General features: G+C 62.5%; 14 protein-coding genes. 10 read left to right on the top strand and 4 right to left on the bottom strand.

Annotation, left to right across the window (positions count from 1 at the left end; all coding sequences use genetic code 11):
* Positions 1-18 precede the first annotated feature (18 nt).
* The gene (locus X727_RS140065) at positions 19-456 is read right to left on the bottom strand and encodes a VOC family protein (protein WP_023733615.1); all 438 of its coding nucleotides are present in this window, start codon (positions 454-456) and stop codon (positions 19-21) included.
* 206 nt (positions 457-662) lie between these two features.
* Here X727_RS140065 and gndA point away from each other — a divergent pair, with 206 nt between their 5' ends.
* Positions 663-2,090 carry an NADP-dependent phosphogluconate dehydrogenase gene (gene gndA, locus X727_RS140070; RefSeq protein ID WP_023835025.1) on the top strand — a complete coding sequence of 476 codons (1,428 nt, stop codon included), beginning with the start codon at positions 663-665 and terminating at the stop codon, positions 2,088-2,090.
* Between the two features lie 33 nt (positions 2,091-2,123).
* On the opposite strand, the gene X727_RS140075 is transcribed toward gndA, so the two are convergent.
* Entirely contained in the window at positions 2,124-3,167 is a 1,044-nt protein-coding gene (locus X727_RS140075; protein WP_023692000.1) for a LacI family transcriptional regulator, read from the bottom strand.
* A gap of 392 nt (positions 3,168-3,559) precedes the next feature.
* Here X727_RS140075 and X727_RS140080 point away from each other — a divergent pair, with 392 nt between their 5' ends.
* From X727_RS140080 to mgrA, 7 genes are all read left to right on the top strand, one after another.
* Positions 3,560-4,798: an ABC transporter substrate-binding protein gene (locus tag X727_RS140080; RefSeq protein WP_023835023.1), complete on the top strand. Its 1,239-nt coding sequence runs from the start codon at positions 3,560-3,562 to the stop codon at positions 4,796-4,798.
* An 81-nt stretch (positions 4,799-4,879) separates the two neighbouring features.
* Complete coding sequence (locus X727_RS140085) at positions 4,880-5,773, top strand: sugar ABC transporter permease (protein ID WP_023683029.1); 894 nt, start codon at positions 4,880-4,882, stop codon at positions 5,771-5,773.
* Positions 5,766-6,701 (top strand): carbohydrate ABC transporter permease, encoded by a 936-nt coding sequence (locus tag X727_RS140090; protein WP_023669802.1) that lies wholly within the window; start codon positions 5,766-5,768, stop codon positions 6,699-6,701. The genes X727_RS140085 and X727_RS140090 overlap by 8 nt, the downstream gene beginning before the upstream one ends.
* An 8-nt stretch (positions 6,702-6,709) precedes the next feature.
* Positions 6,710-7,807 (top strand): ABC transporter ATP-binding protein, encoded by a 1,098-nt coding sequence (locus tag X727_RS140095; protein WP_196815019.1) that lies wholly within the window; start codon positions 6,710-6,712, stop codon positions 7,805-7,807.
* A 100-nt stretch (positions 7,808-7,907) separates the two neighbouring features.
* A complete protein-coding gene (locus X727_RS140100) occupies positions 7,908-8,654 on the top strand; it encodes a sugar phosphate isomerase/epimerase (protein WP_023835021.1) in 747 nt (248 codons plus the stop codon).
* Between the two features lie 11 nt (positions 8,655-8,665).
* Positions 8,666-9,808, top strand: coding sequence for a Gfo/Idh/MocA family oxidoreductase (locus X727_RS140105; RefSeq protein ID WP_023700131.1), 1,143 nt, complete (start codon positions 8,666-8,668; stop codon positions 9,806-9,808).
* Between the two features lie 57 nt (positions 9,809-9,865).
* Positions 9,866-10,912, top strand: a complete 1,047-nt coding sequence (gene mgrA / locus X727_RS140110) for an L-glyceraldehyde 3-phosphate reductase (protein ID WP_023669798.1) — start codon at positions 9,866-9,868, stop codon at positions 10,910-10,912.
* Positions 10,913-10,992: 80 nt separating this feature from the next.
* Here the strand turns inward: mgrA and X727_RS140115 are convergent, their stop codons facing one another.
* Entirely contained in the window at positions 10,993-12,084 is a 1,092-nt protein-coding gene (locus tag X727_RS140115; protein ID WP_023713445.1) for a trypsin-like serine protease, read from the bottom strand.
* 402 nt (positions 12,085-12,486) lie between these two features.
* Between X727_RS140115 and X727_RS140120 the strand changes: the two genes are divergently transcribed.
* Together X727_RS140120 and X727_RS140125 are read left to right on the top strand one after the other, a co-directional pair.
* A complete protein-coding gene (locus X727_RS140120) occupies positions 12,487-13,566 on the top strand; it encodes a serine protease (RefSeq protein WP_023733608.1) in 1,080 nt (359 codons plus the stop codon).
* A gap of 188 nt (positions 13,567-13,754) precedes the next feature.
* Positions 13,755-15,557 (top strand): hypothetical protein, encoded by a 1,803-nt coding sequence (locus tag X727_RS140125; RefSeq protein WP_245274205.1) that lies wholly within the window; start codon positions 13,755-13,757, stop codon positions 15,555-15,557.
* 29 nt (positions 15,558-15,586) lie between these two features.
* Here X727_RS140125 and amrB read toward each other — a convergent pair whose 3' ends face one another.
* A complete protein-coding gene (gene amrB, locus X727_RS140130) occupies positions 15,587-17,305 on the bottom strand; it encodes an AmmeMemoRadiSam system protein B (protein WP_023835018.1) in 1,719 nt (572 codons plus the stop codon).
* Between the last annotated feature and the right edge of the window lie 91 nt (positions 17,306-17,396).

Genomic DNA, 17,396 nt, shown 5'->3' with positions numbered 1-17,396 from the left:
CCCGCCCGCGAAGGACGCTCAGCCGAGTTCCTGGGCTAACCCGATGAGATGCCCTTCCGGCCCGCGGATGTAGCAGAGCCGATACACGTCCTCGTAACGGACGACTTCACCGACCAGCTGCGCGCCACGCTTGCGGAGCCTTTCAAGCGTGTCGTCGATGTCGTCCACGGTAAACATGACGCGCAGGTAGCCCAAGGCATTGACCGGGGCGTTGCGGTGATCGGCAACGACAGGCGGCGTGAGGAAGCGGGAGAGCTCGAGCCGGCTATGACCGTCCGGTGTGCGCATCATGGCAATCTCGACGTGCTGATCGCCGAGCCCGGTGACACGTCCGGCCCACTCGCCTTCGATCGTCGCCCGCCCTTCCAGTTCGAGGCCGAGCTCGCGAAAGAAAGCAACCGTCTCGTCGAGGTCCTCGACGACGATTCCGACATTGTCCATCCGTTTGACTGCCATATGTCCAACCTATCGCCATATGTTCGATCGGCAAGGCGTCGCCTGGTCACCAACTGACCCTTCCTGACTCGGTCTGACACAACGCAGACGCAACACAATTCGGCGAGGCGGTTGACGTGGCGCGAAAGGCCCGTCAATCATCTCGCCGAAAAGTGGGCATCCCGAAAAACGCGGCCTCAACAAAATCCGAAAGCAGGGAAGAAACGATGGAAAAAGCCGAAATAGGCCTGATCGGCCTTGGCACAATGGGCTCCAACCTCGCGCTCAACATTGCCGAGCACGGGCACCGCATCGCCGTCTTCAACCGCACCAAGGCGCGCACCGATGCCTTCCTCGAAGGCGCCGGTTTGCTCAGGGACATGGTGGTGCCCTGCTACAGCCTGGAGGAACTGGCAGCTGCGATCAAGCCGCCACGCCCGGTCATCATCATGGTGCTGGCCGGCAAGCCGGTCGACGAACAGATCGAAGCGCTGCGCGGCGTGTTGTCTGACCACGATATCGTCATCGATGCCGGCAACGCCAATTTCCGCGATACGATGCGGCGCTTTTCGGAACTGTCGGGCTCAGGTCTCACCTTCATCGGCATGGGCGTATCCGGCGGCGAGGAAGGCGCGCGCCATGGACCGTCGATCATGGTCGGCGGCACCGAAGACTCCTGGAAGCGCGTCGAACGCGTGCTGACCGCGATCTCGGCCAAGTTCAAGGATGAACCGTGCGCTGCCTGGCTTGGCACAGACGGCGCCGGGCATTTCGTGAAAACCATCCACAACGGCATCGAATATGCCGACATGCAGATGATCGCCGAGATCTACGGCATCCTGCGTGACGGTCTCGGCATGGGGCCGAAGGAGATCGGCAAGGTCTTCGAGGACTGGAACAAGGGCCGGCTCGATTCGTATCTGATCGAGATCACCGCCAAGGTGCTGGCCGCCGACGATGCAAAGACCGGCAAGCCGGTGGTCGACATCATCCTCGACCGTGCCGGCCAGAAGGGCACCGGCAAATGGTCTGTCATCGAGGCGCAGCAGCTCGGCATTCCGGCGACGGCCATCGAGGCGGCGGTGGCGGCCCGCGTGCTGTCCTCGATCAAGGATGAGCGGCAGGCGGCCGAAAAAGCCTATGGCAATATCGGCGTCACCAAGATCTCCGGCGACAAGGCGGCACTTCTGAAAGACCTGGAGCTGGCGCTGCTCGCCGGCAAGATCGCCGCCTATGCACAAGGTTTCGCGGTGATGAGCGCCGCCTCGAAGGAGTTCAACTGGAACTTGCCGATGCCGACCATCGCCAAGATCTGGCGTGCCGGCTGTATCATCCGCTCGCAGATGCTCGACACCATGGCGGAAGCCTTCGGCTCGGGCGGCGCGTCCACCAACCTTTTGATGGCGCCGGCTTTCACCACCATGATGCAGGAGGCGCATCCGTCGCTCCGGCGCATCGTCGCAAGAGCGTCGGAGGCCGGTTCGCCCGTGCCGGCGCTGGCGTCGGCGCTTGCCTATTTCGACAGCTACCGCCAGGGCCGCGGCACCTCGAACCTGATCCAGGCGCAGCGCGATTTCTTCGGCGCGCATGGTTTCGAGCGCATCGGCGAGCAGGGGGCTTTCCATGGCCCATGGGGCAGCGGCGCTGCCGGCTAGGGTCAGGTGAGGCGGCCTCTCAGGTCGTGCCAGTCAGCCCTGATACGCGACGACGTCGCCTGGCTTGACCACAGTCTGCAAAGAGCCAGGTGCCGCGCCGCCTATCCAGCCCAGCACGGCGCGGGCAAGCTCGGTGCCGGCGAGGCGGAAGTCTTCGTTGACGATCAGCAACTCCCGGCGGAACAGATGCAGCAGTTCCGACGATTGCTTGGACACGACATCGACGTCGCGGCCGAGTTTCAGGCCGGCATCCTCGATGCCGGCGACGATGGCCAGCGTTGCTGCGGCGGCGCTGCTGACGAAACCGTCCGGCCTGACGTCGCGGCGCATCAACTGCGCGGTCCGCGTCCTGATCTGATCGATCGACTGGTCGATCGAAACAGCGTTGAACGGCACTTCGCTGGCGTCGACCTCGCTCAGTGCGTCGGCAAAGCCATTGACCGTGTGGTCGTAATAGGTGAGCCCGACCGGCGGCGCTACCAGCGCCAGCCGGCGCCGGCCGACGCCGGCCAGATGGCGCACCGCTTCGGCGGCGAAGGCGTAATTGTCGAAGTCGTGATAGGGGTGGACAAGCCCCATGTCGGTGCGGCCATGCGTGGCAAAGGGTATGCCACGCTCCAGCATGTAGCGGGCGCGCGGATCGTTGGGCTGCGTGCGTGAGATGATGACGCCATCGGCCGAGCCGGACTCTACCAGATACTTTACCGGGTCCAGCGGATCCTGCGAGCGCGAGTAGGGCGTGACGATCAGGTGATAGGGTGTGTCGGCAATGACCTCCGAGACGCCGTAGATGATGTCCGAGACAAAGCTCATGATCTCGCGCTCGGTATTGAGCACGAGGCTGATAACATTGGTCTTGCCAGTCCGCAGGCGCACGCCGGCGCGGTTCGGCCGGTAGCCGATCTGCCTCGCGACGAGTTGAACCCGCCGCCTGGTCTCGGCGCCGATCTCGGGTGCATCCTTGAGCGCGCGCGAGACGGTGGTGACGCCGAGCCCGGTCATGAAGGCAAGCGTTTTCAGCGTCGGCCGCTCATGCGCCGACGCCTCGTCGTCCTTCTCCGTCTGGTCCCTGTCCATTCGTCCCGCCCCGTCAGGCGCATAGCAGCCGCCGGACCAGCCGACAATCGCTTCGATGACGATGTGGCACGGTTCTTCGCCGTCAGACCTCAATATACTGAAACGTTACAGATTTCCAACATCGCAGCGCGTGGGTCTCTCAAGCCATGGTTTTGGCAGGGTTTTGGCGGCCAGAAACGTTGCGCGAGAATCAGGTTCGAGACGGTTTTCTTGCGTTGCAGCATGATTTTGCAGCGCAGCACCCGGTTTTGCGCGGAGTTTGCCGGTTTGCTCGCAACGAATTTGTTCGCGCCTCGAAAAAACATTCGAGCGCGTTTATCTCAGGGGTTGCACGCACCGCATAATTGCCGTATCGAAAATCTGTAACGTTTCAGATTCTGGGAGGAACCGAAATGCGCTATAGACTTTTGACCGCTGCCCTTGCCGCGACGGCCGCGCTTCAGCTTGCCGGCCCGGCGGCCGCCACCGACCTGGAAGTCACCCATTGGTGGACGTCGGGCGGCGAGGCGGCGGCGGTTGCGGAATTCGCCAAGGCCTTCGACGCGACCGGCAATCACTGGGTCGACGGCGCCATTGCCGGATCCGGCGGCACGGCACGGCCGATCATGATCAGCCGCATCACCGGCGGCGATCCGATGGGCGCCACCCAGTTCAATCACGGCCGGCAGGCCGAAGAACTGGTGCAGGCCGGCCTGATGCGCGACCTCACCGATGTCGCCACCAAGGGCAAGTGGACGGAAATCGTGCGGCCGAAGAGCCTGCTCGACAGCTGCACCATCGACGGCAAGATCTATTGCGTGCCGGTCAATATCCACTCCTGGCAGTGGTTGTGGCTGTCGAACGAAGCCTTCGAGAAGGCCGGCGTGCCGCTGCCGAAGGACTGGAATGAATTCGTGGCGACAGCGCCCGCCCTGGAAAAGGCGGGCATCATCCCGCTCGCTGTCGGCGGACAGGCCTGGCAATCTTCCGGCGCCTTCGACGTGCTGCTGGCGGCGGTCGGCGGCACCGACGCGTTCCTTAAGGTCTACAAGGACAAGGATGCCAAGTTCGCCGCCGGGCCCGAGATCGCCAAGGTCTTCAAGGCCGCCGACGATGCCCGCAAGATGGCGAAGAACACCAATGTGCAGGACTGGAACCAGGCAACCAATCTCGTCATCACCGGCAAGGCCGGTGGCCAGATCATGGGTGACTGGGCGCAAGGCGAGTTCCAGGTTGCCGGCAAGGTCGCCGGCAAGGACTATGCCTGCTTGCCGGGCCTCGGTCTGAACGAAGTGATCGCCACCGGCGGCGACGCCTTCTATTTCCCGCTGCTCAAGGATGCCGACAAGTCCAAGGCGCAGGAGGTGTTGGCAGAGACGCTGCTCGACCCTAAGACTCAGGTCGCCTTCAATCTCAAGAAGGGCTCGCTGCCGGTGCGTGGCGACGTCGATCTCAATGCGGCGAACGACTGCATGAAGAAGGGTCTGGCCATCCTCGCCAAGGGCGCCGTCATCCCGTGGACGGACCAACTGCTTTCGCAGGATACCCAGAAGCAGAAGGAAGATCTCTTCGCCGAATTCTTCGCCAAGCCGGACCTGACCATCGAAGACGCGCAGAAGCGCTTCGCCGACCTCATCGCTTCGGCAGACTGACGTTGGAGGCAATACACCTCGCTCCCGGCCTTGCGAAAGCAGGGCCGGGATCGCACCGCCCTTACCCAGCCGGCTGACGAGATGAGCAAGAGCGAACGCCCCAACCCGCTGTTCCGCAACATCAATGCGAAGGTCGCCTCGATCCCGATGATCCTCACCGCGTCGGTGGTTTTCGTCGGCGGCACCGTCTGGACGGTGTTCTATTCCTTTACCAATTCGAAGCTGCTGCCACGGCTGAATTTCGCCGGGCTCGACCAGTATTACCGGCTGTGGGCGACGCCGCGCTGGCTGATCTCGATCGAGAACCTTTTGATCTACGGCGCGATCTCGCTGGTGTTCTCACTGGTCATCGGCTTCCTGCTTGCAGCGCTTCTCGACCAGAAGATCCGTTTCGAGGACACGTTCCGCACCATCTTCCTCTATCCGTTCGCGCTTTCCTTCATCGTCACCGGCCTGGTCTGGCAGTGGCTGCTCAATCCGGATTTCGGCATCCAGCATGTGGTGCGGGACCTCGGCTGGACGAGCTTCAACTTCGACCCGCTCTACAATTCCAGCATCGTCATCTACGGCATTTCGATTGCGGCGCTGTGGCAAGGCACCGGGCTCATCATGTGCCTGATGCTGGCCGGCCTGCGCGGCATCGACGAGGACATCTGGAAGGCAGCGCGGGTAGACGGGATCCCGATGTGGAAGACCTATCTGTTCATCGTCATCCCGATGATGCGGCCGGTTTTCATCACCACGCTGGTCATCATCGCGTCGGGCATCGTCAAGGTCTACGACCTCGTTGTCGCCCAGACCAGCGGCGGCCCCGGAATCGCCTCCGAAGTGCCGGCCAAATATGTCTATGACTACATGTTCTTCGCACAGAATCTTGGCCAGGGCTTTGCCGCCTCGACCATGATGCTGCTCTCGGTGGTGATCGTCGTCGTGCCGTGGGCCTACCTTGAATTTGGAGGCAGGAAGCGTGGCTGACCCGGCCGTCCCTTTGCCCGCCAGCGCGGGTGCCGCCGAGCGCGAAGCCTCCGGGCCGCGCGGGCCGAAGCCGCGGCATGTCTTCTCGCGCCGCAATATCTTCCTCTATGGCACGCTGATCGTGGTGGCGGTCTACTATCTGCTGCCGCTCTACGTGATGGTGGTCACCTCGCTTAAGGGCATGCCCGAGATACGGATGGGCAATATCTTCTCGCCGCCGCTCGAAATCACGTTCGAACCGTGGGTGAAGGCGTGGGCGACCGCCTGCACCGGCCTCAATTGCGACGGGCTTTCGCGCGGCTTCTGGAATTCGGTGCGCATCACTGTGCCGTCAGTGCTGCTGTCGATCGCGATCGCCTCGGTGAACGGCTATGCGCTGGCCAACTGGCGCTTCAAGGGCGCCGACACATTCTTCGTCATCCTGATCGTCGGCGCCTTCATCCCTTATCAGGTGATGATCTATCCGATCGTCATCATCCTGCGCGAGATCGGCCTCTACGGCAGCCTCAGCGGCCTGGTGATCGTCCATTCCATCTTCGGCATGCCGATCCTCACGCTTTTGTTCCGCAACTATTTTGCCTCGATGCCGGAAGAGCTGTTCAGGGCGGCACGGGTCGACGGCGCCGGCTTCTGGGGCATCTTCCTGCGGATCATGGCGCCGATGTCGCTGCCGATCTTCGTAGTCGCCATCATCCTGCAGGTGACCGGCATCTGGAACGACTTCCTGTTCGGCGTCGTCTACACCCGCCCCGACACCTATCCGATGACGGTGCAGCTCAACAACATCGTCAATTCGGTGCAAGGCGTGAAGGAGTACAACGTCAACATGGCCGCCACCATCCTGACCGGGCTCGTGCCGCTCATCGTCTACTTCATTTCCGGCAAGCTTTTCGTGCGCGGCATCGCCGCCGGTGCGGTGAAAGGGTGATGGCGATGATGGCAGCCAACGGCACCAGCGTTTCGATCCAGGACCTGTCCCTGAATTTCGGCTCTGTATCGGTGCTGCAGACCCTCAATCTCGAGGTCGCCGAGGGCGAGTTCATCGTGCTGCTCGGTCCTTCGGGCTGCGGCAAGTCGACCTTGCTCAACTGCATCGCCGGGCTGCTCGATATTTCCGAAGGCCGCATCTTCATCAAGGGCAAGAACGTCACCTGGGAAGAGCCCAAGGATCGCGGCATCGGCATGGTGTTCCAGTCCTATGCGCTCTATCCGCAAATGACGGTGGAGAAGAACCTGTCGTTCGGCCTGCGCGTTGCCGGCGTGCCTAGGGACGAGATCGCCAAGCGCATCGCCCGCGCCGCCGAGATCCTGCAGATCGAGCCGCTTTTGCAGCGCAAGCCCGCGGCCTTGTCCGGCGGCCAACGCCAGCGCGTGGCGATCGGGCGGGCGCTGGTGCGCGACGTCGATGTCTTCCTGTTCGACGAGCCACTATCCAATCTCGACGCCAAGCTGCGCTCGGAACTGCGCGTCGAAATCAAGCTTCTGCATCGCAAGCTGCAGAACACCATGATCTACGTCACCCACGACCAGATCGAGGCGATGACGCTGGCCGACCGTATCGCGGTCATGCGCGGCGGCGTCATCCAGCAGCTCGACGCGCCGCAGACGATCTACAACCGGCCGGTCAACCGTTTTGTCGCGGGCTTCCTCGGCTCGCCGGCGATGAATTTCCTCGAAGGGGAGCTGGAAGCCGGTGCTGCTCCGGCGTTCAGGACCGACGGTGTTTCGGTGCCGCTCGACCGCTATACCTTTGACGGCACGGAGCGCCCGGCCGGCGCTTGCGTGCTGGGCATCCGGCCTGAACACATCGCTTTCGGTGACGCTGCAAAGTCGATGCCGTTTTCCGCCGGCGGTTCGGTCGAGATCGTTGAGCCGATGGGTTCCGACACGCTGGTGTGGACCAAGCTTGCCGGCCGCAACTTCTCCTTCCGCGTCGAAGCGGAACGGACGCTGCGCAGCGGCGATCCGATCCAGTTCGGTTTCGATCCGGCGCGCGCCTCGCTGTTCGACGCTGCGACCGGCAATCGCCTGTGACCCTCTAGAATCATCCGCAAACCATCCTCCCAAGAACGACCGAAAACGATCCCCCGAAAACATCCCAAAGCCTTAACCACCCAAGAAACGGACAGAGACGATGAACTGGTCATTCCAACTCTACAGCGCCCGCAATTTCCAGCCGTGGGACGGCATCCTGAAAATGCTCGGCAAGCTCGGCTACAAGGAAGTCGAAGGTTTCGGCGGCGTCTATGACGACCCCACGGCGTTCCGCGCCGAACTCGACAAGAACGGGCTTTCGATGCCGACCGGACATTTCTCGATCGATGCGCTGGAGAATGATTTCGACGGCGTACGCAAAACAGCCGACGCACTCGGCATCACGCTCGTCATCTGTCCCTATCTGCTGGCCGAGCAGCGGCCGGCCGACGCTGCCGGCTGGCGCGGCTTTGGCGAGCGTCTGGCCAAGGTCGGCGAGACCGCAAAAAAAGCCGGCTACGGCTTTGCCTGGCACAACCATGATTTCGAGTTCAAGACACTCGCCGACGGCTCGGTGCCGCAGGATCACATCCTGTCGACTGCGCCCGACATCGGCTGGGAGATGGACGTCGCCTGGGTAGTCCGCGGCGGCGTTGATCCGCTTCCGTGGATCGAAAAGCACGGCAAGCGCATCAGCGCCGTCCATGTCAAGGACATGGCCAAGTCAGGCGAAGGCCTTGACGAGGACGGCTGGGCGGATGTCGGCCACGGCACCATCGACTGGGCCGGCCTGATCAAGACACTTCGGGCGAAGAGCGCGGCCAAATATTACGTCATGGAACAGGACAACCCCAACGATATCGAGCGCTTCGCCAGCCGCTCGCTCGCATCCGCCAAGGCTTACTAGGAACAATCATCATGGCAAAGAAACTGGGTATCGGCGTCATCGGCTGCGGCAACATCTCGAAAGCGTATTTCTCGCTGGCGCCGCTGTTTCGCGGCATTGAGATGCGCGCCTGCGCCGACATCAACATGGACGCGGCCAAGGCACGGGCGAAGGAGTTCAAGCTGCGCGCCGAGACCGTCGAAGAACTGCTCAAGGATGACGAGATCGACATCATCGTCAACCTCACCATCCCGGCGGTGCACTACGGGGTGTCGAAGCAGATCCTCGATGCCGGCAAGCACGTCTATTCGGAAAAGCCGTTCGTGCTGTCGGTCAAGGAAGGGCTCGACCTCAAGAGCCGGGCCGAGAAGAAAGGGCTGCGCATCGGTTCGGCTCCGGACACTTTCCTCGGCGGCGCGCACCAGCTGGTGCGCAACCTCATCGACACCGGCGCGCTCGGCAAGATCACCAGCGGCACCTGTCATGTGATGGGCCACGGCATGGAGCACTGGCACCCCAATCCCGATTTCTTCTTCCAGCCGGGCGCCGGGCCGGTGCTCGACATCGGGCCTTACTATATCACCAACCTGATCCAGCTGATCGGGCCGGTGAAGCAGGTGGCGGCCTTCGCGACGACGCCTGCCAAGGAACGCACGATCTCGTCGAAACCGCGCGCGGGCGAAAAAATCCCGGTCAACACGCCGACGACGATCCACGGCCTGCTGGAGTTCGAGAACGGCGCCGTGGTCACGCTCAACACCAGCTGGGACGTCTGGGCGCATGGTCATGCGCCGATGGAACTCTATGGCGAAACGGGCACGGTGTTTGTGCCGGATCCGAATTTCTTCGGTGGCGACGTGCGCATAACCGAGGCGGCAAAACCGGTGAAGAAACTGCCGAAATGGCAGCATCCGTTCGGCGTGCCCAACGAAATGCACGGCCAGGGCATGATGGCCAACTACCGCACCGCAGGCCTTGCCGACATGGCGCTGGCGATCGCCGAGGGCCGGCCGCATCGTTGCTCGATGGAGCTCGCGCTGCATGCCGTCGATGTCATGACCGGCCTGTTGCGGTCGGGCGAGACCGGCAAGTTCGTCGCCATGCAGACCAGCTGCGAGCGGCCGGCTGCACTCGGCGTCAAGGACGCAAAAGGACTGTTGGCGAAGCAGAAATGAGGTAGAAGGGTGTCGGCGCGCTCGCGCCGACACCCATACAATCCAGGATCTGTACCCATGCGCTGGCAGCCGGCTGAACACCGCTATGAGAAAATGCTCTACAACAGATGTGGGCGATCCGGCCTGAAACTGCCGGCGATCTCGCTCGGCCTGTGGCACAATTTCGGCAACGACACGCCGCACAACACCAAGCAGGCGATCGCGCGCAAGGCCTTCGATCTCGGCATCACCCATTTCGATCTCGCCAACAATTACGGCCCGCCGCCCGGCTCGGCCGAGATCGCCTTCGGCGAGATATTGCGCACCGACTTCGCCGGCTATCGCGACGAGCTGATCATCTCGACCAAGGCCGGCTATGAGATGTGGGCAGGGCCTTATGGCGAATGGGGCAGCCGCAAATATGTGCTGGCGAGCCTCGACCAGAGCCTGAAGCGGATGGGGCTCGACTATGTCGACATCTTCTATTCGCACCGCTTCGATCCGGATACGCCGCTTGAGGAAACGATGGGCGCTCTCGACCATGCGGTGCGTTCCGGCAAGGCGCTCTATGCCGGCATCTCGTCCTACAATTCGCAGCGCACGCGCGAGGCCGCCGACATATTGAAGCAGCTCGGTACGCCCTGCATCATCCATCAGCCGAGCTATTCGATGCTCAACCGCTGGGTCGAAGAGGACGGACTGCTCGATACGCTGGAAGGGCTCGGTGTCGGATCGATCGTGTTCTCGCCGCTGGCGCAAGGCATGCTGACCGACAAATATCTCGGCGGCATCCCCGAGGGTAGCCGCGCCAGCCAAGGCAAGTCGCTGCGGCCCGCCTTCATCAACGAAAAGACCATCGCCAACATCCAGGCGCTGAACGCGATCGCCGGCAAGCGTGGCCAGACGCTGGCGCAGATGGCGCTGGCCTGGGTGCTGCGCAAGGGCCGGGTCACCTCGGCGCTGATCGGCGCCAGCCGGCCCGAACAGGTCGAGGACTGCGTCGGCGCGCTCAAGGTGCTCGAGTTCAGCGATGCCGAGCTCGCCGAAATCGACACTTACGCACGCGAGTCCGACATCAATCTGTGGGCGGCGTCGGCCGAGCGCAAAGGCCCGCCGCGGAAGTAAGCGGAACAGCCGGCACCGGACATGAATCAAAACGGCGGGAAAGATCCCGCCGTTTTGCGTTTATCAAGCTTCGGGCCCGTTCAGGGCTTCTTGGCCGTGCCGAGACCGGCCTTGGGCGCCGCCGCGGCTGCCGGAGCCGGGGTCTTCATCTTGGCTTCGATCCAACCCGTATAGTTGGCCAATCGCGTGTAGATGCCATAGGCATTCTTGTGGCCGCAAGCGGCGGTGCCGTCGGACGGACCTTCGCCCCAGGAGACGACGCCGACCTGGACCGGACCGTTGGCGCCGGTCATGAACAGCGGACCGCCGCTGTCGCCGTTGCAGGCGTCGCGTTCGCCGCTGTCGGTGCCGGCGCAGATCATGTTCTTGGTCAGCGGATCCGACATATCGGCGGCGATCGCATTGGCGGCGGCATCGATGCCCTTTTCCGAATAACGCATCCGATGCGAGAGATCGCCAAGTGCCGCCTTCAGGTCATGCGCATAGATCGACTTGATGCCGCTGTTGCAGGCAGCGCTCGGCTCGAGATCGAGATCGGCCACCATCAGCGCGGTCGGGAAGGTGCCGTCCTGCATCTTGCCCCAGCCGATGACCGTGGTCTTGCCGCTGTCTGGCGTCGGCTCATTGGTGATCTTGATGACCGGCGCATCGGCGGGCTCCGCCAGCCGGAGCAGGCCGAGATCATTGTCCAGCGTCTGTTCGCTGTAGCCCTCGTTGACGATGACCTCGACCACCTTGTAGCGCTTGCCTTCGGTAAGATCGGTGGCGCCGGTCAGCACGGTCACCGTGTCGGGCGAAATCGGCCGGCCCTTGTCGTTGAGGCAGTGCGCCGCCGTCAGCACCCATTGCGGAGCAATCAGGCTGCCGCCGCAGAATTGCGCGTTCGGCTGCGAGGCCGGGCTGGGGTCCAGCCGGGCGCTGGTCAGCAGCGCCACCTGGAACGGATAGGCCCCTTTGTCGGCTTCCTTGCCGCCATAGACGCGGTCGGCCCCGTCGGGATTCTCGGCCTTGGCCTTGTCCCGGGATTCGGCAACGCGCTGCATCGGCGAGACCGCCGCTTCCGGCCTGGCGGCGTCGTCGGCTGCATAGAGCGCGTTGACGGCGGGGAAAGCGGCCGCGATGCCCAGCAGCGATGCAGCGGCAAGCGGCCTGAACCGATGGATAATGTTCACCTTGAAACCCTCCTGAGATGAAAATTGCCGAGCCATGCCGCCATGACGCATAACCAACAGAAGCGGTAGCGGTACCTCGATCGCCTTCTGCCAGAACGAACGACATCCGCGCGGTTATAAAACCGAAATACCACTTTTGCTAATCGTGCCCCATCGGGCAGAGCCCACCCAAACCCTATAGCCCCCCACGGGCTACGTGGAAGCGATTTGTCATTGCCAATGTTGGATTATTTTAGGCAGTATATCGACGCGGGTGCGTTTGGCGGAGGGCTTTAACGAGGCCGCCCGGACCGATGATCCGATACGGGCGGGTAACCAAACTAATTTTTTAACTCCACCACGATCTCGACAATATTTCTGTATTTTGCTCCACTCCTTGCTGACTTTTGGGAGAGTCTCACCATGACGAAACTGACAAGCACTATCATTGCGTCCGCACTGCTATCCACCGCACTGTGGACGATGCCTGCCTTCGCCGCCGATCCCGGCTCAGCGAATGCCGGCAATGGCGAAAGCATGCGCGATCTCGGAACGGGCGACTACCAGCCCGGCCGGGCAAAGCCGATCGCTCCGCCGAAACTGACCGAAGATGAAGCCAGCCGGGCAGCGCCGCTGACCGACGAGGGCACGGCGGTCAAATCCTATGGCATCGTCGGACGTTCCGCCGATGGCAAGGACATCAAGATCGATGCAGGCGAGACGCTGAAGGACCTTGTCATCAAGGAATTGAACGCGCCCGCCAACACACCGAACGCCGACAAGACCGGACTGACGGGCGGCGACGAAGCCGGCCGCCAGGTGTTCGGGGCCGACGACCGCGAGCAGATCAAGAACACCAAGACCTACCCGTTCACCGCGATCGGCTATATCGAAGGCAAAGCCAAGAGCGGTTACGGCAGCTGTTCGGGGACTTTGATCGGTCCGCGCACGGTGCTCACCGCCGCGCATTGTCTCTACAGCAATGAAGACAAGGCTTGGCTCGACGACGTCATCTTCGTGCCGTCGCTCAACGGCAACACCGCCGACGATGCACCGTTTGGCGCTTTCAGCTATGAGAGCGTCTACATCCTGCAGGGCTTCATCGACAATTATCAGGGTTACTACGGCTCGGTCATTCCGTGGGACCTCGGCATCATCACGCTGAAGCAGGATGTCGGCACCAATCTCGGCTGGCTGGGTTATGCCAACTATGAGAACCTCGGCGATTTCACCGCCAACATCGTTGGCTACCCCGGCGACAAGCCGATGGGTACGATGTGGAAGGCGACCTGCGAAGTGAAAGCCGAAAACATCGGCGCGGAGTATTTCCAATACGACTGCGACACCTATCCGGGGTCGAGCGGCAGCTCGGTCTACGCCTATGACAATGGCGCCAAGCAGCGCGTCGTCACCGGCGTGAACGTGGCCGAAAGCCCCAACGCCAACACAGCGGTGCGCCTGAACGCTGCCAACGTGGCGTGGATCAACAGCCTGTACAAATAAGGCCCGATCTTTCGCCGGCAAACAGCGGCGAGAAACAGCATTAGCAAACCGGCGGCGGGACGTTCCTGCCGCCGGTTTTTTTGTATCGGAACACCTCTCTTGCACTGTGTTACAGCGGTGCTTACGCTAGGCGATCCAAGGGGTTGGGTAAGATGGCGCGGGCAAGAATGATCTTCGGAGTCAAAGCGATGGCGGCTGCATCCATGCTGGCCGCACTGACATGCTTTTCCGCTATGGCCGATCAAGGCGGTGCCACACCCGATGGCGCCTGGGCCGAGCGGGTGCAAATCCTCTATAAAAGCGAAACACGTTCGGTGCTGCGCAAGAATGTACGGGTCTGGGATTCCCACCCGGAATTGGGTCTTGATTTCACCTGGGAGCCGGCAGCCGGCGTGTCGCCGGACCGCACCGTCGCAGCCGACGGCACCGTCAACGGCAAGGGCAGGCTGGTCTGGCGCGTACGCGGCTCGGCGAGCTATGACCCCAAGACGATCTATTCCAGCTATTTCGGCGAGATCAGGAATGGCCGCCCCGAAGGACAAGGCCGGCTGGAGCTGCGTTCAGGCGAGATTCTCGACGGCCGTTGGGTCGCCGGCCAGCTCTACGGCCATGCGATCCATGTCGATGCCGACGGCAATCGCTATGAAGGGCAATTCAGGGCCGGTGTGCCGAATGGCGAGGGCAGGCTGGAGACGAAGACAGGCGAGATATTCGTCGGCTCTTTTGCCGATGGGCTGAAGGACGGCAAGGGCCGCACCCGGCTGTCCGGCGGCACCGTCTACTGGTCGCAATGGGCGATGGGCAAGGAGATCGGCGGTGCGCGCCCCGACGTGCTGGCCGATGCCAGAGTGGGCGGGTTGCTCAAGGCGCAGACCGGCGGCGGTTCCGCCGACAAGGTCGAGATCGGCATTGCCGTCGACCAGCGCATGACGCAGCAGGCCGACATGCAGTACCAGCATCTGGTGCGCGACGAAGACATCGCGATCTATCCGGTGTCGGACCAGTACAACGATGCCTGGAACGGCACCGGAGAGATTCGTACCGGCAATGTCTATGAAGGCATGGACTGGGAGACGGCGCCGGCCTTCGCCGAAGTCGACCTCAAGACCACCGACCAGTCGAGGGTCAAGATCGACAGCCTGGAAATGAAGGTGGCCGCGAGCGAGGCCTACCGCAAGCCGATGCTGTCGATCAGCGAGCACTATGGCTGCGTCGGCTTCCGCCCCGACTTCTCGATCGTCAACAATGGCTGGGGCGACGTGAAAGACATGAAGATGTCGATCCAGTTCACCAGGACCGACGAGGAGGACAACGCGACCGGCGAGCCGAGCCGCATGTTCACGAAGGACATCGGCACTTTCGGCGATGGCGTCGACGTCTCGATCAAGGACGTGCTGACTGAAGCCGGCGTCGACACAACCACGCTCGAGACCGAGCGCTTCACCTGCCCGTCAAGGGACAGCCTGGATGTCTGCCGCGCCCAGGTGGCCAACAAGGTCAAGTTCGGCGACGTTGCCGATTACATCAGCGGCAGCGTCGAGAAAATGAGCGTGACCGGGATTGGCAAGCTCGATTATTCCTGGGCGGACGATCAGGGCGCTGTCTACCAGCAGAGCGAGCCGTTTCGCGTCATCGTCTCGCTGGTCAGCATCGAGGTCCCAGAATCGCTCGCCGAATGCGGCGATGGCGGCGGCGCGTCGCCCGAAGCGCTGCGCTACCAGAACATCGAATTTCCGATCGGCAAGACCGATTACAGCATCCCCATGCCGGTGCGCGGCAACAAGAATCTCAGCGCCTACACGGCACGGCTGAAAATGTGGTCGTCAATGTCGTCGATCCATCGCTTCAGCATCGCCGCCCATTTCGCCGATGGCAGCACACGTGAGAGCAAGCCGGCCACGTTCTTCTATTTCAGGCCGAAGCAGTCGCTGTTCGAAACCAGCACCAAGCCGGCGGTCTGCTATCTGCCGGAAGATCTGCAAGGCTGTTGAGGTCCTGTCACGTCCTTTCGGGAATCGCGTCATTTCGAGCCCATCTCGAAAAAATTGGGCAGCGGGATCAGCCGGGCAAAGATCGTGTCCTGGCTGAACACCCTGAGTTCCAGCATCGACCCGGACGATCGTTCGGCTTTCTGGTCGAACAGGAAATTGCCGAGCGAATAGATCTCCGCAACATCGCCGCCGCCGAGCGGCAGGATCGCCTCGCTCGATACATGTGGATGACCGCCGACGATTGCCGTGACACCGCGCAGCCGCATCTGGTCGGCAAGCATCTCCTCGCGCGGCGACGGCTCCGTCTTGTACTCGCGGCCCCAATGGACGAAGGCAATCACCGGCCGCTCGGCATTGTCGTGCAGCAGCCGGTCGAGCAAAGCAGGCGTCAGAAGGTCGGTGTTCCTGGAGCCGTTGGTATCGATGTCGGTCAGCCCGACCAGGTCGAGATCGGCAAGCGCCAGCGTCTCGCCCTGCCCGAAATGGGCGATGCCGGCCGCATCGAGTGCGGCCAGCGTCTCGGCATAGCCTGACGGGCCGAGGTCGTAGGCGTGATTGTTGGCCAGGCTGACAGCGGCGACATGCAATTTCTTGAGCATGTCGATGGCGAGGTCTGCGGGCATGGCCAGCGTCATGTCGTCGATCGCCTCAGGGACGTTGGGCAGGATCACGCCTTCGAGATTGACGATCAGCGGCCGCGAGCGGGTCAGGGCCAGCACGCTTTCGACGATCTTCTCGGCAACACCGTCGCGGACCAGGATCTTCTTCATGGCGCGGGCGAAATTCACGTCGCCCGCGAAATAGTAGAGCTTGTCGTCGGGACGGGCAGGATTGTTGAAGCCGGGGCCGAAGGCGCCGAACAGCGCCACGACATAGCTGGTGGTGCGCTCGACATAGTCGCTTGAATGCGCCTGCGAGTTCTCGTTGGCGACGACCAGCGGCGCAGCACCGAACAGTTCGCGCTGCAGCCTGGTCTGGATATAGAGCGCACCGACCGAATCGGCGTGACCCGGCTGGCGCAGCGCCGCGATGCCGTCGAGCGACCCGGCGGCGAGCATGTTGAGCGTCTGCTGGTCGAAACGCCTGGCTTCGTGCTGCGGCAGATAGTGGGAGAAATCGGTGGATTCGACGATCAGCGTGTCCTTGTCGACGATCGCTTTCAGCGCCTGCGCCAGCCGGTCCCAGTCGGCTCGCTTGGCTTTGACCGACATCGCCACCGGCACGATTTCAGCTTCGGGGAAATAGTGATGCAGGAAAGGCAGCATCGCCTGCACGCCATGCTCCCTGGCGAACAGGCAGGAGTCTTCGACCATGTCGCGGTTCGCTTCCAGAAGGTGCACGGCTTCCGTGTCGGCCTGGACTGGACCGAGCACTGTTTCAAAACCGCGCGGCGTCGTGGCGAAGAGTTTCTGCGTCTCGTGGAAATGGTCCGGCGACAGGATGACGATGCGCTTGTAGCGGAAGCCGGACGCGGCGTGGAAACCGAGTGCGACGAGATCTGCGACGAGCAGGTGGTGGGGGACTGTGATGCCGGTGAGGCGTTGGTTGGACGGCTCGATTCTGGCGACGGCGGCGATGGCGTCGGTGAAGAGTGTGGGGTCGGAGTAGAAGGACGGGAAGTTTGTGTCGCCGGGCGGGCAGGTGATGGGGGCGGCAGACGCTTGAAGCACTGAGAGGATAAGCAAGGCGGTGGCAAAGACCAGAATGCTGGTCCGTGCCCAGGCACCCCCCGCTGTCCTGCCGGACATCTCCCCCGCAAGGGGGGAGATTGGATGTCGCCTCGACTTTCGCCAATCATCAACCTTGAAAATAGATCTCCAGCAATGAAGAGACTGATCT

Source organism: Mesorhizobium sp. L103C105A0, from assembly GCF_000502215.1.
In the GTDB taxonomy this organism is placed as follows: Bacteria; Pseudomonadota; Alphaproteobacteria; order Rhizobiales; family Rhizobiaceae; genus Mesorhizobium.
Note: the sequence above shows the minus strand (reverse complement) of the source record. Positions and strands in the feature narration are given on the sequence as shown.

What these genes read in the sequence shown, in the direction of transcription:
- X727_RS140065 (WP_023733615.1), bottom strand. Translation starts at nt 456, where the DNA reads ATGGCAGTCAAACGGATGGACAATGTCGGAATCGTCGTCGAGGACCTC.
- gndA (WP_023835025.1), top strand. Translation starts at nt 663, where the DNA reads ATGGAAAAAGCCGAAATAGGCCTGATCGGCCTTGGCACAATGGGCTCC.
- X727_RS140075 (WP_023692000.1), bottom strand. Translation starts at nt 3,167, where the DNA reads ATGGACAGGGACCAGACGGAGAAGGACGACGAGGCGTCGGCGCATGAG.
- X727_RS140080 (WP_023835023.1), top strand. Translation starts at nt 3,560, where the DNA reads ATGCGCTATAGACTTTTGACCGCTGCCCTTGCCGCGACGGCCGCGCTT.
- X727_RS140085 (WP_023683029.1), top strand. Translation starts at nt 4,880, where the DNA reads ATGAGCAAGAGCGAACGCCCCAACCCGCTGTTCCGCAACATCAATGCG.
- X727_RS140095 (WP_196815019.1), top strand. Translation starts at nt 6,710, where the DNA reads ATGGCAGCCAACGGCACCAGCGTTTCGATCCAGGACCTGTCCCTGAAT.
- X727_RS140100 (WP_023835021.1), top strand. Translation starts at nt 7,908, where the DNA reads ATGAACTGGTCATTCCAACTCTACAGCGCCCGCAATTTCCAGCCGTGG.
- X727_RS140105 (WP_023700131.1), top strand. Translation starts at nt 8,666, where the DNA reads ATGGCAAAGAAACTGGGTATCGGCGTCATCGGCTGCGGCAACATCTCG.
- mgrA (WP_023669798.1), top strand. Translation starts at nt 9,866, where the DNA reads ATGCGCTGGCAGCCGGCTGAACACCGCTATGAGAAAATGCTCTACAAC.
- X727_RS140120 (WP_023733608.1), top strand. Translation starts at nt 12,487, where the DNA reads ATGACGAAACTGACAAGCACTATCATTGCGTCCGCACTGCTATCCACC.
- X727_RS140125 (WP_245274205.1), top strand. Translation starts at nt 13,755, where the DNA reads ATGGCGGCTGCATCCATGCTGGCCGCACTGACATGCTTTTCCGCTATG.
- amrB (WP_023835018.1), bottom strand. Translation starts at nt 17,305, where the DNA reads ATGTCCGGCAGGACAGCGGGGGGTGCCTGGGCACGGACCAGCATTCTG.